This is a genomic window from Veillonella sp. 27098_8_77 (assembly GCF_041431535.1).
Taxonomy (GTDB): Bacteria; Bacillota; Negativicutes; order Veillonellales; family Veillonellaceae; genus Veillonella.
On the sequence record NZ_JAPVXW010000003.1, the window covers coordinates 136,610 to 160,776 of the forward strand.

Sequence of the window (24,167 nt, forward strand, 5' to 3'; positions counted from 1 at the left end):
AGCTAACAGAGGAGCATAGCGACGCATGGGAGCCACACATCGCTAATCCAGAGGCGTAAGATTTTCCAAAGGAAAATCCACAGCATCTGGAAAAGTCGTTTTTTCACAGGGTGTCTTTTTCATATGCACTCTAACCTGACTTAGAAATTATTTCTTTGTTATACAGAGGAGAAAGAGGCCATAGGCCCTCCTTTCTCTGTCCAGCGGCTGGGTGGGCAATAACGGATTTTATCAATTTCACTACTATTATATACCGCGTGTCGGCTATGGATTGAGAGATAGAACCGATGGGCCCAAAAATCCGACTTTGGCCCTGTGAGCCCGTAGGGCGAATCAGACCCGGCCGATGGAAGTTCTTAGGACACACCGCCGTATGGGCCGTAGGCCCTCCTTTCTCTGTCTATCGGTTGGGTTGGCAATAACGGATTTTATCAATTTCACTACTATTATATACCGAATTAACATAGAACGAGATAGTTGAAGGTGATGGGGTCTCTGAAAACGACTTCGGGCTCCGCGAAGCGCAGTAGCGTGTCGACTTTCAGAGGCCCCATCACCTTTCCTACCTTTCACGAGCTGTGTATTCGGTATATAATAATAGTGTATTGTATAAAAACGAAAGGAGGGCCTATGGCTCAATATTTCACAGACCGCCTCCAACGGGTCTTCCACTTAATTTTTATATCTTATGATCCGCAGTCCGCTCAAGAGGGTCTGCGCATGTTAGAGTCGATTGTAAATAATCAATCGAATGTGACAAAGCCAATTCAACATGAGTTGCGCAACACGGCTACATCGCAAGGCAGTACGGGAGAATCAGATGCTGAAGAAGTTTACAAAAAGGCTCTATCTCCAGAGGAACGTGAGTTGGGTGATGCATACGCCCTATTAGCACGCGTGTATGCAGGGCCTCGATTTACGTGGGCTGAGTCGGGCTTTCCAGAGGACAATATGCGGACGTATCAATGTTTACATGATAGTATCCGCCGGCATAGTCCAATTGGTACATTACAGGCGCTACGCATAGCCGGGTCGATTACACCAACGGTGAGGCGAGATATGCAGCTGTCCTTTGACGACGCATTCCGCATCATCTATGATTACGCAAAGCAAGGCGATGCATACTGCCAGTATATTATAGGCAATGTATTCTTTTGGGGCGATTACCATATTATTAACCAAGCCAAACAGCTATTAGGTCCAGAAAAGGCAAGTTTGAGTCGACGATTACAACAAGCGACGTATAGCAAGAGTTTACGCGAAGGTATCGCGACCTTACGCGGTATGGTAGACGAAGAAACGTTACATAAAAAATCCTGTGAGCATGCAAAATACTGGTTTAACAAAGCCCTTGATCAAGGGCTAGCCATGTTTCAAGGAAACTTGCGCAATATTTATATCGACGAAGGTGATTACGATAATGCACGCCACGTTGCACGTAAGGCCGCCGAACTAGGAAATCCAACCATGATGCTCTATACGGGTCTCGACCATCATGAAAAAGGCGAATTTACAGAGGCTTTCACATGGTTTACAAAGGGTGCCGACCTAGGCCAACCAGAATGTATCGCGGAACTTGCGGACTATTACTATCATTTTTACGAGCAACCTGCGTTGCGTGCAGCCATTCCGTACGATCCAATCAAGGCCACCGAACTATATCAACAGGCGACCACAAAGGACTTTAATGATGCCGGTTATGCCGCGTTACAGGCTGCATTTAACTATATCTTTCACATTGGCGGCCTTTCTCTCGACTGGGGCCTCATCGCCGATTTGACACATATGGCGGCGACGAAGGATAGATTTTTGTTCTCCTTGCCGTATATCAGTTACATGCGTATGCACGGCATCGGCGTGACCAAGAACATTCGATTTGCCGTTCAGTCATTGACTCGCGTGTTAGAGGAGGAGAAACGGGCGCTTCAAGAGGAGGACCGCGTGCTCTTCTACGACATCACCCGTGCGCTTACACGAGTTACCTTGGGCTATGCCTATGAAAAAGGATATGTGACGGGAACGCCTGACCTCGACAGTGCGGTTCATTATTATGAAAGCTCCCATCAGTACATCGTGTCACACCTCGCCAATCGTAGCGAAGAGATTAAAGATATTCCGGTAGATGACGAAGCAGCGGAGCGGTTAAAAGCCTTCGAAAAGATAGATGGTCATTGGCATTATAAAGAGGGTATTACCGAATCCTCTACAACCGTGCGCCCGGCCCCTACCACTTGGCCTCACAATGCAGCCCGATTATCCGTCAATATGAATGGCTTTCAGTGGGATACTACCTTATATGACCTAGAAACCATCGATAAGGCCCTATCTACACAAGAGACGATAGTGCTTAGTTTTTACAATCATTTCCTAACCATTCCAGACAAATTGCGGAATATTTATAAGCTAGAGACTAAACGTATGCCGCGCAACACCTATCAGGTGCGGTTATACGGATACGACCCAGCTGAAGGGCATGAGATTATCTATAAATCGCTACTCAATGCAGAGGACGCCCATAATTTGTGGCATGATTTTTATGAAAGCCACCGTTTACCGGAGCTTTCAGATGCATGGGCCATCGAAACAGACGAGAAAAAACCGACGTGGCACTATGTACTCGACGTGGACCAAGAACCATTCTTACTCGAAGAATATGACGACGCCAACGCCATGATTCAAGCATCCTTGGAAGGGCTCAAGAGCAATCGCTACGAGCAAATCAACGTTCGTACCCACGATTTTATTGGGCCATCCTATTTCATATTCAAAGGCAAGCGGTCCACCCCATTTAGGGTGCAACTGTACCTCAAGGAATCGATGCGCCACATCGTCGACGAACACGGCAAGCAAAAGGACATTCCCGGTAATACATACCTATTTGAGCAGTACTTTGGCAACGAAGTATCCTTGAACTACTGGATACAACGGACCATTACGACCTTAGACATTCCAGAACTAGATAACTGGAAACCGCTCAGCGTGCCTAAGGATTTGCAATAATAAACAAAGATACAAAAGGAGCTAGTACACAGCGTACTAGCTCCTTTGTTATAACCTAAAGATAAGCTACATTTAGTCTAGAGAATCATGAGGGTAATGAACGTGGAAATCTCCGTTTAGATTGAGCGCCTGCATATCTTGACGTTCAATCTTATCAAGCATTTTAGAACGAGCAGTTGTCATGCTACTATCGCTATGCTTTCCACCGAAGAAAGCAAACTTAGATTTACCAAGCGTATACATAGTTTGTACATAAAACTCTCCGGAGTGACCAAACGGTTTATCATAGCCTAGACCTACAGAAATATGAGGGGTCACATTCACATTGACACCTGTCTTAAGACCATTACTATAGATACCATTTACAGGAAATGCGATATTATAGTTATATATATCAGGATTAGACCATTCTAGGTCTCTAATCTCTCCATTCATACGATTCCAGTGGTACCGGTCAATATAGGCTCGCAAATAACGGGCATTTTTGAAGGTTCGTGCATATCCGATATCATATCCAGAGGCAACACGTTTTTCATGACTTTCACCAACAGAAACGTTGATGTCCGGCGTATTGAATGGGGCTGGAATCATTTCATCGCGCTTAAATATACGATAGGATGACGTACCATTCCCTAGTGATTTATAGAAATTAGCATAGAATTCATTCTCACCGGTTACATATTCTACACCCAAACTGGTACGCTTATAATGTTCTTTAAATGCATAATCATAAAAGCCATTAATACCTACGTAGCTATGCTCCCCTTTACTTAGTCGTCGATAGCCAAGTCCTATACTGCCAGTTGTGCCTATAGATTGCGTAGATTGATTAAAGTCATATTCATATACAATTCCGCCCGCATTACGAGTTACATGATTCGCATATCCATTGGCAATTTGACTTACACCGCCATGAGAACTGACTTTGCCTTGTACAAACACTACGCTTTTAGAGTTATTATCATAATGCCCAATAGGTTGTAACGTCTCTAAGCTATATATTGGTTTGTGATTGGTCTGAAACTTCGCAGACATGTCGGTTCTATCAGCCCAATTGTGATGAATACCTGCATCCACTTGTGTAGCATTCCCATTATCAGCACTATCCGCTAATGCAATAGACCAACACATCGTACAAGCTGCTACACAGAGTAGCAGTCGTATATTAAACTTTGTTTTACAATTCATCATATATAATATAATCCTTCACTTACATAATTATTGCCGAAGCATCAAAATTACCAATCTCTTAGTAATTTTAATGGGGTACAGATTATAAACCAACATCGACAACGCCGTGATCATAATCTTCTTGGACTATATCAAGAACAACCATATCACTGCGATGTACCTTATCAAGCATCTTAGAACGAGCCGTTGTAATTACACTTTCACTATGTTTACCACCATGCCAAGCAAACTTGGATGTGCCGATGGTATATTTCAAGGTTGCATAAGGGCCACTCAAATGATGAGATGCTGTTTGATAACCTGCATCAAGAGTAAGATGTGGTGTAATATGGAATTCTGCGCCTACTTTAAAAGCTTTTATGGCATCACGTTTATGTAATTTATAATAGCCAACTCTCACAGGGGATCTACCACGCCAATTATAATAGTCCGCATAGACACGAGCCCAGCGAGCATTTTTGAAGGTCCGTGAGTACCCTACATCAAATCCACTGGCCGCAACCTTTTCTGATAACATCCAATGATTTTCGTAATCAACTATAGCATAATCATAAAGACTAGTATCATCATCTCTACCATATGGATACAATCCTGTAGGATCCCCCAATACAATACTTCGTCCATGGAGTCCTATATATTTTCTACCATCAGACCCCACATTCCGATACAGATTAGCATGGATTTCATTAAGACCTGCTACATATTCTACACCGCCACTAACGCGCTTATAACCACCTTTAAATACATAGTCATAGAATGCATTAACACCAACATAAGCATGTTCACCCTTGCTAAGACGACGATAACCAACACCAATATTTGCATTCGTTCCTAAGGATTCTTCCTTATCTATTTGCCTGTTATGTACTGTAAACGTCCCTGCAGGTCTGGCTGGAAGCCAATAATTATTTAATTTATAAGATGAAATCTTTTCTCCACTGCGGCCAATACGACCTTGTACAAAGACAACGCTTTTAGCGTTTTCATCATAATGGGTTATAGGTTGTAATGTCTCAATATACAATTTATTGATTTCAGTAGATTTTAAACTTTTCGAAGTTACAGTAATCGGCTGATTATCCAATGATGTAAAGTTATGGAATTGCTCGGTTTCCTTTTCTCTCGAGTCTTTCATACCAACGCCAACTACCACATCTGTGCGGTCCATCCAGCTAGAACGAACGGCCTCTTTCCTAGCCGCATCGAATGCAATTATTTGTGGTGCAGAATCTAGTCCATTTGCATCTTGAACCTCTGCTGCCATTCCTATTGTATATATGCTGAAAGCCATAGTCCCTAAAACCATAGCTTTCAATAATAATTTACCTGACATTATATATAGTCCCTCTCATAACAATGATAAAACTAACATTTTCTCCATATTATAAATGATCGATAGGTGCTAAATAAAAATATTCAATGTCATCAAAGGATTCTACAATCATGTCTTGACGACGTACCTTATCTAGCATTTTAGAACGAGCTGTAGTAATCGTATCATCACTATGCTTACCACCCCAGAAGGCAAATTTAGATGTACCTAATGTATATTTCACTGTACCATACATGCCTTTCGACATATTGTTTGCATTGTTATCCCCAATATCTAAGGATATATGTGGTGTTAACTGTAATTCAGCACCGATTTTAATGCCCTTATAGTGGTTTGCATCCCTCACAGAAAACCATGGTACGGACCAATGGCCTGGGCGCCCATAATTATATTCTTGACTATGACCGAATCCATGGCCCTTCCAACGATATCCATTTACATAAGCACGGGCCCAACGAGCATTTTTAAAGGATCTAGCATAACCGATTTCATAGCCGCCTAGTGCTCTATCGCCTTTGTAGGTATAATAATTCTCTGACGGAATAACACCATATGGGAATGAATCTGGATAACCATTAGGATACAAGCGTTTTGGATATGGATTACCACCACCACCTTTTACAAGGTCCTTATCCCCAAGCCCCCTGTACACATTAGCATATACCTCGTTGAGTCCATTTACATACTCTACACCACCGCTAATACGATTGTAATTGCCTGTGAAAGCTCGATCAACAAATGCATTAACACCTACATAGGCATGTTCATTTCGGCTAAGACGTCGATAGCCAATACCAACAGTACCAACAATTCCTAACGTTTCTGATGATTTTTCATCCGTATTTATTTTGGTGTAACTAGGTTGCCCATTCCGATTAATTGTTAATTCAGGGAGAAGGTAGCCACGCAACTCTTTCGACGCTATTTTCTCACCGCCACGTCCAATACGCCCCTGTACAAACAGAACACTTTTACTGTTCTCATCATAATGAGAAATAGGCTGCAATGTTTCTATATAGGCTTTCGTTAGATTGCCGTAATCAGATTGTTTATTATAAATAGTATTCTGGTCATCCGTTAGAAAATGTCCTTTATCTAATTTGGATTTGCCTCCAGTCTGTACACCTACAGCAATATCCGTGCGGTCCATCCAATTAGATTGCACTGCATCATGTTTTGCTGTATCACTCACTTGTAGCGCCACATCGACTGCTCCCACTACGGCACTTGTGCTACACACTATGGCCCCCAAGACCATAGATGTTAATACTAACTTATATTTCATTACGAAACTTCTCTCCTTTTAGTTTTATAAATTATCATCAATTTTATAAATGATCATTAGGATCTACATACCAATCTTCTTCATATGTACGGCCTATTGTTATAGGGCTACGGTCTACCTTATCTAACATTCTAGCGCGAGCATTCGTAATCGTATCATCACTATGTTTACCACCATGCCATGCAAACTTAGAGGTACCTAATGTGTACTTAACAACTCCATAAGCACCACTAGTATACTTACTATCCGATGTATAGCCTACATCTAGCGATACATGAGGCGCTACTTGTAATGTAGTTCCTACTTTCCATCCATGACTGTTACCAACTTCCAGTGTTTTCAATAATGCGTCGCTATGATTTGGCACACTAAGACCATTCCAATGATATACGGTTGCGTGTACACGGGCCCAACGAGCATTTTTAAATGTACGAGCATAACTTACATCGTATCCAGATAATACCTTTTGAGACGTATGTGGCATATAGTAAGCAGCGCCCCCATCCAAATCAAATGTGAAGTACGATTGTGGTAAATGTATCATATCAGATTGCGATTTCACACTCCCTAAACCTCTATATACATTGGCACGAACTTCGTTAAGACCGGATACATATTCTAGGCCCCCACTCACACGATTAGCATTCTCGGAAAAGGCGCGATCAACAAAGGCATTAACACCCACATACGCATGCTCATGCTTACTAAGCTGACGATATCCTAAGCCTACATTAGCGACAGTGCCTAATGATTTCGTATGTTCATATTTTTCTGCCATATATCGTTGGTCACCTTTACCAGTCGCAGGGTTATAAGGATACCAAATCTCATTATATCCGTGATAGTAACTAGCAGAATGTTCTTGGCCACCTCTGCCAATACCGCCTTGTACAAACAATACGGACTTGGAGTTCTCATCGTAATGAGTTAATGGTTGCAATGTTTCTACAGATACTTGCGTACCCATCTTAGATTGTGTGCCAACCTTAATATCTGTGCGGTCCATCCAATTGGATTGCACTGCCTCATGTTGTTCCGTACCTTGTTTATTTTGTTGCATATTGGTTGCATCTTGTATATGTGTAGACTCTACCCCCGCTGCAAATCCAATAGCACTAATTGAACAAGCTATGGTTCCAAGAACCATAGCTTTTAAGACTAATATTCTTTTCATATCGCCAATTCTCCCTCTATATATTATTCCAAAGATATATTCATCTTTATTTCATTTTTCATTATATGTATATATTTAGATGTAGTCAATAAAAGCCCCTACATTTAAATAAAAGATAAATATCACTTAAACCTACATTTTATTCATTTTTCTATATAATTATATAGATAATTAGACATAAAGAAAAACCCTCAAAGCTGAGTATATATACTCTAGCCTTGAGGGTTCATGAGGGTTTTTGGGGCTTTATTATTTAAATAAAGGCAATAATGCGTTTACCAAACCAGTAAGAGCAGTCATAACAGCTTTAATAATTGTTACTACCATTGCATATTCCTCCTTCTCATACACTTATTTACTAAACTAACTATAAATATCGTAAACTATCATTTTAATGTTAATGTGAAATGAGTAGATTTTTACACATAAAGCTTTCATGAGGAAAATTGGGCGATAACAATTATCATCATATATTCGAGGAGAATGGTAGTATACAATGAATTCATAAATCTAAAAAGTTTTTAATTTTTTGGCTCGTTCTTGTATCAATTGACCAATCATATGTGCACGGTCCATGCCAAATTCTGGTTCCACCAATTGATTGTATCTATGTTCCACAATCTCCATACAACGATTTATAATGCCATCCCAATCTACTTTCACAACAGAGGACACATGTTTCAATTCCAGCGTATGAGTCTTGTTAAAAGCTATGGACACATCAGCATTACGGTTACGCATAACAGATGCCGCTTTATACCCCAAGGAGTTTCCGTTATCAAAAATAGGCGCAAGACCGATAAATTCTAGACTTTCACTATCACGAAGAGCACCCAAATTGCCCCAATGCCGATCTTCATTAGCAATGAGCGCATCAAGCACAATCATTTGCTCTAACTGACTCGTCACATTAGTAAGACCAAATGAATGCAACTGATTCACGTAATGCGCGTACTCACTCACATCGTTAGGTTTCGTATTAACCGTCAATTGCCATGCAGGAATATATTCTACATTGCGATTCGTAAAACAGTCACAGACCGATACATTCTCAGCTTCATCCGACATATAATCCAAATAGTACGCGATATAAGGCACATCAAAGTACGCCAATACATCACTGACGACAGCCTCATTAAATGGTTCCTGTTTAAACGTCAATTCGCCTGCTTTTGAAAGCAAAATTTCATCTCCGCGGTGCAACCAAATCTGACGCAATGTCCCATTATTCAATGTATTCGGTGTCCGACGCCATGGATCATATTGATGTAATGTATCAATAGCCCCTATTAATACTTGATCATCGGGAATGGGATTATCATAAAAATTTACATCAGACCAAGTCATCGAACTATCACAAGGTTTAACCCAGTAATGGTCAGAAATACTCACCATGTACGATCGCATGGACAATTCAAACGCATCTTTTGCCTTATACAATGCCTTAATAACATCATAATTAGAACGACTTTGAGGAATAAATCGATGATCAATAAATTCATTTAAAGCACGTTCCCTATTATGAGGCTGCACAAGCATATTAACAGGTACATGAGCCGCATTCAATACATCAACAATACGGGCCCAATTTCTATCATCAAAAACAGCAAACTGTAAGACAGGTACATCCCTATGCATTAACATAAATTGCATGATATTCCCTCCCTCTACTAGCAGCTAATATTTCCATCATTGTAACACAAAACAAAAACACCAGAAAAGCACTCTAATAGCGAACGCAGTTTTTAGACTAATAAAAATATCCCCTCCGAGAAGCGACTATCGCTCCTCACCTAGTGCTATAATCCCACAAATCGAGTGAAATACAAAAAATAGCCCCTTTAGAAGGCGACTTTTGGCCCTGTTCCGAAGGAACAGACCCGGCCGATGGAGCCTTCTGAAGGGGCTATTTTGACAACTGTATTTAAATCGATTGTGGAATTATAGCGCTTTCACTACCTCTGCACAACGTTGGCAAAGTGTAGGATGTTTGCTATCTTGACCTACTGTATCGCGGTGGATCCAGCAGCGTTCACATTTTTCAAGTTCAGATGGAGCAACTACTGTCGCTACGCCTGTTTCTTCGTCTTTTACAGCCTCTGCTGGCGCAGCGCCATTTACGATGTGAGCTTCAGATACGATAACGAGTTTAGCCAAACCTTCTTCGCCAAGAGCGTTCAATGCGTCGAATGCAGCGCCTTCAGCATATACTGTAACGGATGCATCTAGTGGGTGACCGATTGTTTTGTTTTGACGAGCAAGTTCCAATGCTTTTTGTACGGATGTACGCAAGTCTAACAATTGGTTCCATTTATCAGCCAATTCTTGATTGAAGTGTTCAGGATGACCTTGTGGCCAATCTTGAAGCATAACGGATTCAGGCATGCCTTCTTCTTTAGGCATGTACTTCCACACTTCTTCTGCTGTAAAGGAAAGTACAGGAGATACCATTGCTACCAATGTTTTCAAGATTTCGTACATTGCTGTTTGCGCAGAACGACGAGCTACGTTGTTTTTGCTTTCAGCATACATAGTATCTTTCATTACATCAAGGTAGATGGAGCTCAAGTCTACTGTACAGAAGTTATGAATTGCATGGTACAACATGTGGAATTCATAGTTTTCGTATGCATCAGTAACCTTTTGACGTACTTCTTCTAAGCGCAACAATGCCCATTTATCGAATTCGGACATATCTGCGTAAGCCACTTTATCAGTGTTTGGATTGAAGTCATCCAAGTTGCCAAGCAAGAAACGGAATGTATTACGAATCTTACGATATACTTCGGATAATTGTTTTACGATGTCTTTGGACAAACGTACGTCCGCTTGGTAATCAGCGGAAGATACCCACAAACGCATAACGTCAGCGCCATATACGTCGATGATATCGCTAGGTGCTACTGTATTACCTACAGATTTAGACATTTTGCGACCTTCGCCGTCCACAACGAAGCCGTGAGTCAATACGGAGTTATATGGTGCTTTGCCTGTTGTTGCTACGGCAGTCAATAAGGAGGAGTTAAACCAACCACGATGTTGGTCGGAACCTTCAAGGTACATAGCACATGGTACGTCTAAGCCATTAACTTCGAGTACGCCAGACCAAGAGGAACCAGAGTCGAACCATACGTCCATGATGTCTGTTTCTTTTTTGAACTCATCATGACCGCAATGAGGACATTTGAAACCTTCTGGTAACAATTCTTTTGCACTGTGAGCCCACCAAGCATCGGAGCCTTCTACGGCTACTTTTTCTTGTAATGCTTTGATAGTATCATCGTTGATGATATGCTCGCCGCAGCTTTCACAATAGTAAATAGGAATTGGCACACCCCAAATACGTTGACGGGAAATTACCCAGTCACCACGATCGCGAACCATGTTGAAGATACGATCATGGCCCCATTTAGGAATCCATTGTACTTGATTATCGATAGCATCAAGCGCTTGTTGACGGTACCCATCTACAGAGGAGAACCATTGTTCTGTAGCGCGGTAGATAACAGGGTTTTTACAACGCCAGCAGTGAGCGTATTGGTGACGCAAGCTAGATTTGTGAAGCAATGCATTGTTGTGCGCCAAGATTTTGATTACAGGCACTTCTGCATCGTGAATCTCTACACCAGCCAATGGGAATTCAGTATCACCATAACGGTTGTCGTCCACTTGTTTAGTGTAGTTACCAGTTTCATTAACAAGAGATACGATAGGAAGTTCAGTTTTGCCTTCCTTGTTATAACGCATAACGATGTTAAAGTCATCTTCACCGTGTGCAGGAGCTGTATGTACGCAACCAGTACCTGCTTCGAGTGTTACATGGTCACCACACAATACTGTAGCATTACGTTCAACAAATGGATGTTTGAATTCAGCCAATTCTAAATCTGCACCAGAGAAGCGATTTACGATTTCGTAGTCTTCGATACCGATATCTTTCATAGCCGCATCAACGAGTTCAGTAGCCATCAAGTAGTATTCGTCGCCTACTTTTACCCAACCATATTCAAGCTCTGGGTTAACAGAGATTGCTACGTTGGCAGGCATTGTCCAAGGAGTAGTTGTCCAAATAACGGAGTATGCTTGTTTTGGATCTACGCCAGCTGGCAATGTTACCTTTTTCTCGGATACGTAAGGGAATTTTACGTAAATGGAGAAAGATTTTTTCTCAGCGTATTCGATTTCTGCTTCTGCCAATGCAGTTTCGCAGTGTGTACACCAGTATACAGTTTTAAGGCCTTTATAGATGTGGCCGCGTTTTGCCATTTCGCCGAAGATACCAAGTTGTTTAACTTCAAACTCAGGGCGCAATGTCAAATAAGGGCGTTCCCATTCGCCTAATACACCAAAGCGAATGAAGTCTTGTTTTTGGTTTTCTACGCATTCTAATGCATATTCCTTACATTTATTGCGCAAATCAAGAGGCGCCATTTCATGACGGTTAAGACCAGTGTTTTTAATAACCGCATGCTCAATTGGCAAACCGTGCGTATCCCAACCAGGAATGTAGCGAGTATAATGACCAGTCATTGTTTTGTATTTCATGATGATGTCCTTCAACGTTTTGTTGAGGGCATGACCGATGTGCAATTTACCATTTGCGTATGGAGGGCCATCATGCAAGATGAATGGTTTTGCGTCTTTACGCAATTCCAAACGTTTTTGATAAATTTTGTTGTCTTCCCAGAACTTTAAAATTTCTGGTTCGCGCTTAGGCAAATTGCCGCGCATTGGGAATTCTGTTTCAGGCAAATGTAACGTCTTACCGTAATCCATGATGTGCTCCTTTTACATAAAAAAATCGCCCGCCCCCGAAGGGACGGACGTAATATCCGTGGTACCACCCTACTGACCTTCTGTGAAAGCTAGAACATTCCGAGCATACGAAATAACTAGGCTTCATGTTGTGAAAGCCACTTAGACATATAACGGTGTTCACCGGCAGGGTTCCTGCTTGCTCCAAAGTGATCCGCACATCTCTAGATTTCCAAACCTTTCAGCCCATGAGTTTGGTCTCTACTAAATCCGTCTGAGACATGCCGTCTTTTTCAACGCAATATTCATATAATAGATAATTATAGGGCTCATAAGGGTAGGTTGTCAAATATATTCTACCCGAAATTTATATCATGTTTAACATATACCATTTCATATTATAACTCTTGCGGTACATACGGCTTCTGCACAGAATCTAATAATGCAAAATTCATTGGACTACTTACCATTTCATTATATTGCTCAACCACGGCTTCTTCCGTTTCACTACGAGGATCAGCAATAAAATCCTCAATCGCTTTATCAAGATGTTTCTTTTGCTCTAAACGATTCTGAGCCTCGGCAGCAGTAATCTTTGCCCCAATCCCATCGGCGGCTTCTTTCTGTGCTTTCACCCATTGGAAATCACTATCGGATTTATGCTCCATAATATGATCTACTATATCGCTATAAATAATCATCATTTCCAACATATTAGCACCATTAGTTTGTCCATTATTACGCATGAGCTTAACAAAACGTTCGCCCTCTTGCTTATAATATGTTTTAACAATAGTATCTAATGCATCATATTTTGGTTCAAATACATCCATTAATGATGAAAGTTTCTCCAACTGCGTGTGAGCAAATGCATAATTATCTGATTCATAGCGCTTTTCTTTATAATACGTATCTAGCTCTTTTACAGCCACCACAATGTCATGCAATACCGGTAATAAAGCATCCGTAGCGGCTTCCAAGTCACTATGCGTATGCCCCGCATCTCGCGCAGCAAGGAGTTCTTGCTCAAGACGTTCATAATCCCGCTCTTTAAACTCAGCTAACGGTATATTTTGTCGTGCTTGCTGCACCGTTTCCATATGTTGATGACTATATTTTACACTCGTGAAATTAAACTCATTTGTGGCGGCCAAATAAAACTTAAAAACACGCCAGATTTCCTTCTCACTATCGCTTTGCGTAGCTTTCACCTGACTGCTATTCCTTAAATTATCCATATTAAACTCACAGCCGCTTACAAAGCCTACACTCACTACGATGCACACAACTAAACCTATGCGGCGCCACCAGTTCTGACCAACCATCTATCTCTCCTAAATACTCTACATCCCGATAACTTAATATTACAGATATTGTATAAAATTAATACATCCAATTCAAGATGAGGAAATAGCTGGACATACAGAAGAATGAAACTACTTCGGAACGGTATGATAAAACTGCAAAAATCATGAAATAATAGTAGATATGTATCAATAAATCATAATAGCTATATTTCTCTTGTTTTTACAAACATTAGTTCTATAATATAGGTATAAGAAAACCCCATACACAGTATGGGGTCAACTGAGACAACCGAGAGACGAACATTCCGTCCTATCTAGGTCTCTAAACGTTATCTTATGTGTTAAGTATAACAAGTGCCCTAACTCATGTCAATTAAAGGAGAGAGAAAATGAGACAGACACATCGCACACTAACCAATGTTCCTATCTTAACATTACCAAATGATTTTACATTTAAAGCAAAGGGAGTTATTGATTTTAACAATGTACTTAGTATATTTGATTGGTCTGCCAAGTCAAAACATATAATTATAGATGCAAGATTTTGCCAAAGTATTGAGTACCAAACACTGACATTACTCATACTCTATATATGGCAATTAAAGAGAAAAAAGATTCATATAAATTTACAATATTCTAAGCATTCTTTATTTGGAAAAATGTGGCAAAGAATGAATGGAACCTCATGCTTTAAAATTCTTAATAACACACAAGACAATTTTCACTACGTTTACAACAAGCCCATCTTCGCCATTAAATACAAAGATCATAATATTACACAAATGCTAAATACAATTCGTGATTACGCTATGGACTTACCTACAGATTTAATTAGAGGATATGAGGATGCAGTTCGTTATATCATATCCGAACTAACATATAATGCATTAGAACACGGTTTTAATCCTCAGATTCCATCATTATTACAATTTAACTGGTATCGAGATAAAAACCAACTATCATTTATTCTTGCTGATCTTGGTGTAGGTATTAAAACACATTTAGAGCAAACCTATGCACCTTTCACAAACAATACTGATGCCATCGCTATGGCACTAGAGCCTGAAATCTCTGGTACATTTGGCGTCAACGTAGGACCTTATAAACAGCAAAACAATGCTGGCATGGGCCTTTACTTATCTAGTAATCTTGGCAAAACATTAGAAGCAGATATGTATATCGTATCGGGCGATGGGGTCGCACATATTTCTCCATTAGATGTAACCTACACAACACTAAACAACTCTTGGCCCGGCACATTTATATACATGACCATTGGTTTTGATAGATTAAAAACATATGACCTTCATAAACACCTAGAGGATTTTAGAAAACACGCTACCGAAACTGTAGCTAAACGAAATAATATAGTCCGTGCTCCCGAATTGTATATTGATATGTACAACTATTGTGGAGAACGATGTGAAGTCAAATTAGAGGCCATTAATCTTAGAGAGCGAAAAATTATTCCGGCTATACAAAAAGGAGAAACCGTAGTCCTTGATTTCTCTCACGCTATAACAGCTACACACAGCTTCTTAACAGCTTTATTGGCAGATCCAATTAAAATTCTAGGCCTCAAATCGTATAAACAAATCAAGATTATAGGGGCTAATGAAACCATTCGGACAATTATAGATTTTGTGTTTGATACATATACTAACTAGAAGCTACTACATAAAAAAGGTGTACCAACACGTTGATTTGTGTTGGTACACCTTTTTTAATGCCCTACCATATGCTTAATATATTATGCTAGTAAGGCTTTTACAAGTTCTTCTGCTTTACTAAAATCATCTGCATCTGGGTTCCAGTTACATTTAATTTCAGGTTCTACCACGGAGAAACCATATTTAGTTAATTCTTCACGAAGTACCTTTGTAGATTCACCGGACCATCCATAGGTACCAAATACGGCAGCCTTTTTATTTTTGAACTTCAATTCACGCAAAAAGTCTAGCCAACCAGCTACAGAAGAGATAACACTATTCCCTACTGTTGGAGAACCAACGGCAATCGCTTTTGATTTGAATACTTCTGTCATGATGTCGTTTTTATTTGTTTTACTGATGTTAAAGATCTTAACCCGTGTATCAGGAGATTGTTTAGCAATCTCATCAGCAATTTTATGGGCTAATTTCTTTGTACCATCCCACATAGTGTCATATACGACTGTAATTTGGTCTTCTTGGTATGCTTGAGACCACTCATAGTATTTCTCTACGATTTGCAATGGGTTTTCACGCCAAATTGCACCATGGCTAGTAGCGATAATATCAATTGGCAAGTTGAGCTTTTGAATTTCTTCAACCTTAGCTTTTACCAATGGAGAGAATGGATTCAAAATATTAGCGTAATATTTCATCGCCTCTGCCCATAGACGACATTGATCAGCCTTATCGGCCCACAATTCTTCTACGGCAAAATGTTGTCCGAACGCATCGTTAGAGAACAAAATATTGTCGCCAGTCATATAGGTTGCCATAGAGTCAGGCCAATGGAGCATGCGCATTTCTACGAATACCAAAGATTTACCGTTACCGATATCTACAGAATCACCGGTCTTCACAGTTTTAAAATTCCATTCTGGATGATGATATTGACCAACCAAGGACTTAACGGCATTTTCTGTGCAGTAAATCGGCGTATTAGGGATTTTTTCCATCAACGCTGGCAAGGAACCGCTGTGATCGACTTCGCCGTGATTACATACGATAAAATCAATCTTGTTTAGATCAATTTCAGATTCCAAATTATCTATAAACTCTGAAGAATGAGGTTTCCATACGGTATCGATGAGGACGGTTTTTTCCTCTTCAATCAAGTACGCGTTTTGACTAGACCCATTATTAATGCTGTAATCAGAGCCGTGGAATTCTTGTAATTCCCAATCAATTTTACCAACCCAAGATACGTTATTTTTTATATGCTTTCTCATAATAACCTCCATAATTCTTGTGAAAGTCTTTCACAATTAACAATATGTATGGCCTATGTGGTATCTGTGTATATGTACCTATCTATATACCTATGCATATATCACAACTCGGTCATTAACTATGGTTTTATTATACCCATATTGCATAGTTAAGTCTATATCTGCAGGTACAGATTTGATAATTATTCTAAAAAACCACTCATAGATAATCAAATTCTATACATTAGCGTACAATAGATTTCCTATGAGTGGTTACGAGCATATGTAGTTTTAATAGCGGGTTGTTTATTATCTAGCTTAAATAAGCTAGGATAAGGTCCGATTATTTATTCTCAGGCTTAGATGATAATCCTGGGATAGCTTTATAGATATATAACGCAATATATCCATCAACTAGACTATGAACAATAGTACCGGCACCAACAAGTACGAACACAACGTAGATAAGATCAATATTAGGCATCGTAGTTGTTGTATAGAACAAGAGGCAGGCTAGTACTTCTCAAATGGCGTGAACGATGGCACATACAAGGTTGAACGTAGCAAAGGATAGAGCCCCAGTCAATACGCCTGGATGATGTTTAATATAGTAAGCCCCCATCAAGGCAAAGATGATATGAGATGCAGCGCGCATAACGATAACGATAGGGAAGCCAGCTACAAAGAAACCTAGCGTAGAACCTATTACGACACAAGCAGCCATCTTACGAGACAAGAACATAGCCAGGAATATAGGTACATGACTAGCCAATGTATACGAAGCCGGTGGAATGACAACTTTCAAAGGCATCATAATAGGAATCATGATAGCTAATGCCATCAACAACGCAGTAATAGTTAAATTTCGATACATAGAAGAATTCATAATGGCCTCCTTGGAAATATTTTGCCCACTGATTACATCTACAATATTCTAATGCATAAATTTTTAATATATTAAATACGGACTATAAATATCTTTAATTTCCTACACTACCCCACAAGTTTAGGATTACCACACCCACTACAATAAGAGCAATACCTAATATAGTGTAAATATTATAGCCCTCACTAAAGATAAAGACCGAAATGAGAGCCGTCACCACTAGACCTACGCCAGACCAGGTAGCATAAGTAACACTAAGTGGAATATATTTCAGTACATGCGTCAATGTATAGAAAGATCCTACATAACCACATACGCAGGCAATAGTCTGTAACGGCCGCGTAAAACCATCAGAAGCTTTCAACATGGTCGTAGCAAATAACTCAAGCCCTATAGATAAGGCAAGTAAAAAATAAGATAACATAACCCCTCCTACAAAAAAGAGAGGGCCTTACAACCCTCTCTTCAATACATAAGTACGCACTCAATCGCACCCATTATAAGCGTTCGATAACAGCTTGTGCCATTTCTGTGGTACCTACGCGTTTCAAGCCTTCGCGGTAGATATCGCCTGTGCGGTAACCATCAACGAGCACTTGTTCAACAGCTTTTTCAATAGCGTCAGCCACTTGAGGCAAATCAAGGGAGTGACGGCACATCATAGCTGCGGACAAGATTGTGCCTAATGGGTTCGCCAAGTTTTGGCCCATAATATCTGGTGCAGAACCGTGGATTGGCTCGTACAATGCTGTGCCAGTACCCATGGATGCAGATGGTAAAAGCCCGATAGAACCAGAGATAACAGCACCTTCGTCAGACAAAATATCGCCGAACAAGTTTGTTGTAACGATAACGTCAAACTGTGCAGGATTTACAACAAGTTGCATCGCTGTATTATCTACGTAGAAGTAATCTGTTGCGATATCTGGATTAGCTGAAGCTTTCTCTTGAGCGATTTTACGCCACAAACGAGAAGAAGCCAATACATTTGCTTTATCTACGGATACAACCTTTTTGTTACGTTTGCGAGCTGTTTCCATAGCAATGTCCATGATGCGCTCTACTTCGTAACGGCTGTAAGTTTCTTTATCCCAAGCAAACTCGTTAGCACCTTCGCCTTGTGCCTCTTCGCGTTCACCGAAGTAAATACCGCCAGTCAACTCACGAACGATAACGAAATCTACATCTTGTACGAGTTCCTTTTTAAGAGGGGAATACTCTTGCAAGGATGGATAGATTTTTACAGGACGCAAGTTACAGAACAAACCAAGCTCCTTGCGAAGACCAAGGATTGCTTTCTCAGGACGAATAGAAGGATCTACATTATCCCATTTAGGGCCGCCTACAGCACCAAGCAATACAGCATCAGCAGCTTTACAAGCCTCAATAGTATCCTCAGTCAAAGGCACACCGTATGCATCAATAGACGCACCGCCCGCTTTTTTATCAATCCAATTAACCTTTACATTAGCTTTCTCAAAAGCCACATCGCACACAGCCTTCGCTGCAGCAATAATCTCAGTACCGATACCATCACCAGGAATCAATACGATATTTTTTTCGCTCATTCTTATTTCCTCATATACTACATTCATCCGAGGCAAGGTAAAGCCCTAAAGCTCCAGCTAGCTTACGGCCTTCGCCCAAGGGGCTCGACCTACTAAAGTCGCTTGAGGGCTTCACCTTGCCTCTACATCATCAATACATTGCGGAACTCCGCAAGACCGAAAAACACATCCACCCTCAGAACAAGGGATTGCAACTTTGCGAAATACCGCAAAGTTGTAGAGTGTAGGGATGGAATGCTTTGTTTTAACCGACTTTGCTAGGTCGAACCCCTCGGGTGAAGACCGCTAAGGCAACTGGAGGGAAAAACAAACATTCCATCCCGGATATGTACTACTTGCGATGTTTCGCAAAGTTCACAAGACCTCCTGCTGCCGCAATATCTTGAATGAATTGTGGCAATTCAGTGCCTTGGTATTGTTCGTTTTTAGTCAAGTTGTACACGATACCTTTAGATAAATCTACGCCGATTGCATCGCCAGCATCGATACGATTGACTTGTTCGCCGATTTCAATTACTGGTAAACCAATGTTGATAGCATTACGGAAGAAGATACGAGCAAAGGAGTGTGCAATGATAACAGGCACGCCTTTTGCTTTGATAACGCCTGGTGCGTGTTCACGGGAGGAACCACAACCAAAGTTTTTACCAGCTACCATGATTTCGCCAGCTTTTACATTTGGCGCGAATGTAGTATCAATGTCCTCCATCGCATGTTCCGCCAATTCGTTCCAGTCAGCAATCGCCAAGTAACGAGCTGGAATGATTACGTCTGTATCTACATCGTCGCCGTAGCGCCAGAATTTTTTGCTTTCAAAATCCATATTAAACCTCCTCAGGGCCTGCAATGCGGCCTAATACAGCACTTGCTGCCGCCACGTAAGGGCTTGCCAAATATACTTCAGAATCAACGTGACCCATACGACCACGGAAGTTACGGTTTGTAGTGGAAACGGTTCTTTCACCAGCTGCCATGATTCCCATGTAACCACCTAGGCAAGGACCACATGTTGGCGTGGACACTGCGCAGTCAGCTTGAATGAAGATGTCCAATAAACCATCTTTCATAGCTTGATCGTATACATCTTGGGAACCAGGAATTACGATACAACGAACGAATGGAGCTACTTTGCGACCTTTGAAGATTTCTGCAGCTGCCACCAAGTCTTCGTAACGGCCATTTGTACAGGAACCGATGATAACTTGGTCGATTTTAATATCTTTGTCAATCTCGTTGATGTAATGTGTGTTGGATGGCAAATGAGGGAATGCTACAACTGGTTGCAATTTAGATAAATCGATAGTCACAGTTTGAGCATATACTGCATCAGGATCAGGATTAATTGGTTCTACAGGACGATTTACGCGGCCTTTAATGTATGCTTCAGTGATTTCATCATATGGGAATACGCCACATTTACCGCCAGCTTCGATAGCCATGTTACAAATTGTAAGGCGGTCAGCCATAGTCATATGTTGTACGCCTTCACCAGCGAATTCAAGGGCCATGTAACGAGCACCGTCTACACCGATTTTGCCGATTAGGTCAAGGATTACGTCCTTACCAGTTACCCATTTGTTAGGTTTACCGATAAGCTCAACCTTAATGGTTTCAGGCACTTTGAACCAAGTCTTACCTTCTGCCATCGCAACGCCCGCATCCGTAGAGCCAACGCCGGTGGAGAATGCATTTACTGCACCATATGTACAAGTGTGGGAGTCAGCACCAATCATCATTTCGCCAGGACCAATAAGACCTTTTTCTGGCAAAATAACGTGCTCAATACCCATGCGGCCTACTTCAAAGTAGTTTGTAATGCCATGTTCGCGTACGAAATCGCGCATGACTTTCGCTTGTGTAGCGGATTGAATATCTTTATTTGGTGTGAAATGGTCAGGCACCAAGTAGATTTTATGACGGTCGAATACAGGTTTCTCAATCTTTTTAAATTCGCGAAGCGCTGGTGGGAATGTGATGTCGTTCATCAACACAGCATCCAAATTACACTCGATGATTTGGCCTGGTTTTACCACATCAAGACCTGCGTGGCGGGCCATATTCTTTTCAGTAATGGTCATACCCATAATATTATTCTTCCTCCTGTTGTTCTAGCTCCATAGCTAGGAAAATAGAATTAACTGCATTAATATATGCGTTCACACTTGATTTAACGATATCGGTGCTAATACCACGACCATGGTACAAGCGACCGTTATATTCTACCTTAAGGGTTGCTTCCCCAAGGGCATCTTTACCTGCTGTGATGGCGCGGATTTGGTAGTCTTTTAAGCTAATTGGCAAGCCAACCACACGTTCAACTGCTTTAAGGGATGCGTCTACTGGACCGTCACCTACAGCAGCATCTGCTTTCTCCCCTTCTGGAGTCATGAGACGAACGTCAGCATAAGCATAACCTTTTTCACCTAATTTGTAGTATTGAGCCACAAGCTCGAATGCTTTTTTATGATGTAAGTTATCTACTACAAGAGCGATAATGTCATCATCGTATACTTGTTTTTTACGGTCCGCCAATTCTTTAAATTTAGCGAAGAGATCGTTGATTTTCTCTTCTGCGAAAGATTGGAAACCAAGTTTTGCCAAATGATCAGCAAAGGCATGACGACCAGAGTGTTTGCCCAATACGAGGTCTGTTTTTTCAGCCCCTACGGACTCAGGAGTCATGATTTCATATGTTTCAGGATTGCTCATCATACCATGTTGATGGATACCAGACTCATGAGCAAAAGCGTTAGAACCTACGATTGGTTTGTTTGGTGGAACTACGACACCTGTTAAACGACTTACTAGTTTAGAAACTTTCGTAAATTGTTTTGTATCAATGTTCACTTGAAGGTCGCCGAAGTAATCATGGCGTGTTTTAAGAGACATCACAACTTCTTCAATACCCACGTTACCAGCGCGTTCACCAAGACCGTTTACCGTACATTCTACTTGACGAGCACCGGCTTCGATAGCCGCCAAGGAGTTAGCGTTTGCAAGGCCAAGGTCATCATGACAGTGAACAGAAATGATGGCATTTTCAATACCAGGTGTATGTTCTTTGATGTAACGAATCTTAGACGCGAACTCTTGTGGCATCATGTAGCCCACTGTATCTGGTACATTAAGGATGGTAGCACCGCCAGCGATAGCTACGCCGAATACTTCACACAAGAAATCTAAATCTGTACGAGATGCATCTTCGCCAGAGAATTCGATTTCATCGAACTTGCCCTTAGCAAATTCCAAAATGGATTTTACCTTTTCAAGCACTTGTTCCCGTGTCATTTTCAATTTGTATTTCATGTGGATTTCGGATGTAGCAATGAACACATGTAAACGGCTGTGATCTGCATCTTTCAATGCTTCTGCTACCTTTTGTACATCCTTTTCATTAGCACGTGCCAAACCACAAATCGTAACGCCCTTTACTTCACGAGCGATAGTTTGCACCGCTTCAAAATCCCCAGGAGACGCTGCAGGGAAACCTGCTTCAATAACATCAATACCAAGGCGTACGAGACCTTTCGCAATCTCTACCTTTTCTGGTGTGCGAAGTGCAACGCCCGGTGTTTGTTCCCCATCACGAAGGGTTGTATCAAAGAAATATACGCGATTTTGATCCATAATTTCCACCTTTTCCTATCATTAATTAACAACTCATTGTAGCGATTTATTGTGAAAGTTTAGTAAACAAGACGTAGAATTAAAGTGCGTGCTCGCAAGCGACTTTAGTAGGTCGAGGCCCTAAGCCGAAGACCGTTATCGTCCTGAATACATATTCTCAAATACTGGTCGCAGCCGACTTTGGCCCTGCGAAGGCCGTAGGCCGAAGTCAGACCCGGCCGGTGGAGGCTCCGACCAGTATTTGAGAGTATAAAAAAAGCCCCTCAGAACAACTGTCGTTGCTCAAAGGGGCGTTATATACATAACACGGTACCACCCTAATTGGGACTCGTTTCGGTTATAACGGCACCACCGTCGATGACTACTGCTGTATTCGCCATCAAAGCTCACGGGAGAGTGTCAGCGTACAACCTCTATTGCCTCGCACCAACCGGCAACTCTCTGAAAGCAGGATTTGTAAACCTTTATACCCATTCATAGCTTGTATTTAAGATATAAAGACATTGTACTTTATTCTATAGAGTTATGTCAATTAGGATATGATGAAGATTTACTGAGTCAATATAACACAATAAAAATAGCAGGGTGCCCGCCCTGCTATTTTTTCGTTCATATGAGACTATGTCACATATTGACATCCCTTGTCATATATAGAATAACACTTCACTATAGTATAGTCAATGTGCCCTCTACGCAATCAATCTTAAAAGCTCATCCACTCTAAATTCTCAAAATCATTTAGAATTCTTTTATCCATTTTTACCACTTGATTAGATAGCTCTATTTGATTATTAATAAATGAAATATCTGTATACCATTCCTTTAAACCCGCATACACTTCATTCTCTAAATCAATAATGATGGTTTCTATGGGATCCCAAGTTTTACATTGTACAGATTCAACCATAACCATGTTATTACCTATGAAAGTAACATCTCTACCATATATCCAAAACGGCATTACTTTTTCCTTTATAGTAATGGAATATATAGCATCCCCATGAGGTGGTTCCGTTTCATATTGTGCTTTTATATTGTACTTTTCCATTATCTTGTTGCTAGCATTTTCTATATATGACAACGTTGAAACTTTATAATTATCTGCGTTCATAAGAAACTCCATT

At 40.9% G+C, this 24,167-nt stretch carries 16 protein-coding genes, 1 pseudogene and 1 other annotated feature; of the genes and pseudogenes, 3 read left to right on the forward strand and 14 right to left on the reverse strand.

The window, feature by feature from the left end; translation table 11 throughout:
• Positions 1 to 630: 630 nt before the first annotated feature.
• Positions 631 to 3,000, forward strand: a complete 2,370-nt coding sequence (locus O3617_RS03155; protein ID WP_371448606.1) for a tetratricopeptide repeat protein — start codon at positions 631 to 633, stop codon at positions 2,998 to 3,000.
• 72 nt (positions 3,001 to 3,072) lie between these two features.
• Here the strand turns inward: O3617_RS03155 and O3617_RS03160 are convergent, their stop codons facing one another.
• The 6 genes from O3617_RS03160 to ileS all read right to left on the reverse strand — a co-directional run bounded on the left by O3617_RS03160 (position 3,073) and on the right by ileS (position 12,759).
• Complete coding sequence (locus tag O3617_RS03160) at positions 3,073 to 4,191, reverse strand: inverse autotransporter beta domain-containing protein (protein WP_371448607.1); 1,119 nt, start codon at positions 4,189 to 4,191, stop codon at positions 3,073 to 3,075.
• A gap of 82 nt (positions 4,192 to 4,273) precedes the next feature.
• On the reverse strand, positions 4,274 to 5,524 hold the full coding sequence (locus O3617_RS03165) for an inverse autotransporter beta domain-containing protein (protein ID WP_371448608.1): 1,251 nt from the start codon (positions 5,522 to 5,524) through the stop codon (positions 4,274 to 4,276).
• A gap of 49 nt (positions 5,525 to 5,573) precedes the next feature.
• Positions 5,574 to 6,809 (reverse strand): inverse autotransporter beta domain-containing protein, encoded by a 1,236-nt coding sequence (locus O3617_RS03170; protein WP_371448609.1) that lies wholly within the window; start codon positions 6,807 to 6,809, stop codon positions 5,574 to 5,576.
• Between the two features lie 43 nt (positions 6,810 to 6,852).
• Positions 6,853 to 7,983, reverse strand: coding sequence for an inverse autotransporter beta domain-containing protein (locus O3617_RS03175; RefSeq protein ID WP_371448610.1), 1,131 nt, complete (start codon positions 7,981 to 7,983; stop codon positions 6,853 to 6,855).
• A 510-nt stretch (positions 7,984 to 8,493) separates the two neighbouring features.
• Positions 8,494 to 9,636 carry a protein kinase gene (locus O3617_RS03180; RefSeq protein WP_371448611.1) on the reverse strand — a complete coding sequence of 381 codons (1,143 nt, stop codon included), beginning with the start codon at positions 9,634 to 9,636 and terminating at the stop codon, positions 8,494 to 8,496.
• A 288-nt stretch (positions 9,637 to 9,924) separates the two neighbouring features.
• Positions 9,925 to 12,759, reverse strand: coding sequence for an isoleucine--tRNA ligase (ileS, locus tag O3617_RS03185; RefSeq protein ID WP_371448612.1), 2,835 nt, complete (start codon positions 12,757 to 12,759; stop codon positions 9,925 to 9,927).
• 574 nt (positions 12,760 to 13,333) lie between these two features.
• Here ileS and O3617_RS03190 point away from each other — a divergent pair.
• Complete coding sequence (locus O3617_RS03190; protein WP_369075466.1) at positions 13,334 to 13,408, forward strand: hypothetical protein; 75 nt, start codon at positions 13,334 to 13,336, stop codon at positions 13,406 to 13,408.
• Positions 13,409 to 14,716: 1,308 nt separating this feature from the next.
• The gene (locus tag O3617_RS03195) at positions 14,717 to 15,712 is read left to right on the forward strand and encodes an STAS-like domain-containing protein (protein WP_287504023.1); all 996 of its coding nucleotides are present in this window, start codon (positions 14,717 to 14,719) and stop codon (positions 15,710 to 15,712) included.
• A gap of 83 nt (positions 15,713 to 15,795) precedes the next feature.
• On the opposite strand, the gene O3617_RS03200 is transcribed toward O3617_RS03195, so the two are convergent.
• The 8 genes and pseudogenes from O3617_RS03200 to O3617_RS03235 form a co-directional block, all read right to left on the reverse strand.
• Positions 15,796 to 16,983 carry an MBL fold metallo-hydrolase gene (locus O3617_RS03200; RefSeq protein ID WP_371448614.1) on the reverse strand — a complete coding sequence of 396 codons (1,188 nt, stop codon included), beginning with the start codon at positions 16,981 to 16,983 and terminating at the stop codon, positions 15,796 to 15,798.
• A gap of 322 nt (positions 16,984 to 17,305) precedes the next feature.
• A pseudogene (locus tag O3617_RS03205) lies at positions 17,306 to 17,848 on the reverse strand (hypothetical protein).
• Between the two features lie 94 nt (positions 17,849 to 17,942).
• Complete coding sequence (locus O3617_RS03210; RefSeq protein ID WP_129823518.1) at positions 17,943 to 18,272, reverse strand: multidrug efflux SMR transporter; 330 nt, start codon at positions 18,270 to 18,272, stop codon at positions 17,943 to 17,945.
• 73 nt (positions 18,273 to 18,345) lie between these two features.
• Positions 18,346 to 19,416, reverse strand: a complete 1,071-nt coding sequence (leuB, locus tag O3617_RS03215) for a 3-isopropylmalate dehydrogenase (protein ID WP_227068783.1) — start codon at positions 19,414 to 19,416, stop codon at positions 18,346 to 18,348.
• Between the two features lie 331 nt (positions 19,417 to 19,747).
• Positions 19,748 to 20,239 carry a 3-isopropylmalate dehydratase small subunit gene (locus O3617_RS03220; RefSeq protein ID WP_371448616.1) on the reverse strand — a complete coding sequence of 164 codons (492 nt, stop codon included), beginning with the start codon at positions 20,237 to 20,239 and terminating at the stop codon, positions 19,748 to 19,750.
• Position 20,240: 1 nt separating this feature from the next.
• On the reverse strand, positions 20,241 to 21,500 hold the full coding sequence (gene leuC, locus O3617_RS03225) for a 3-isopropylmalate dehydratase large subunit (protein WP_371448618.1): 1,260 nt from the start codon (positions 21,498 to 21,500) through the stop codon (positions 20,241 to 20,243).
• A 4-nt stretch (positions 21,501 to 21,504) separates the two neighbouring features.
• Positions 21,505 to 23,043 carry a 2-isopropylmalate synthase gene (locus O3617_RS03230; RefSeq protein ID WP_371448619.1) on the reverse strand — a complete coding sequence of 513 codons (1,539 nt, stop codon included), beginning with the start codon at positions 23,041 to 23,043 and terminating at the stop codon, positions 21,505 to 21,507.
• A gap of 283 nt (positions 23,044 to 23,326) precedes the next feature.
• Positions 23,327 to 23,530, reverse strand: a binding site (T-box leader).
• 216 nt (positions 23,531 to 23,746) lie between these two features.
• Positions 23,747 to 24,154: a hypothetical protein gene (locus O3617_RS03235; protein ID WP_371448620.1), complete on the reverse strand. Its 408-nt coding sequence runs from the start codon at positions 24,152 to 24,154 to the stop codon at positions 23,747 to 23,749.
• Between the last annotated feature and the right edge of the window lie 13 nt (positions 24,155 to 24,167).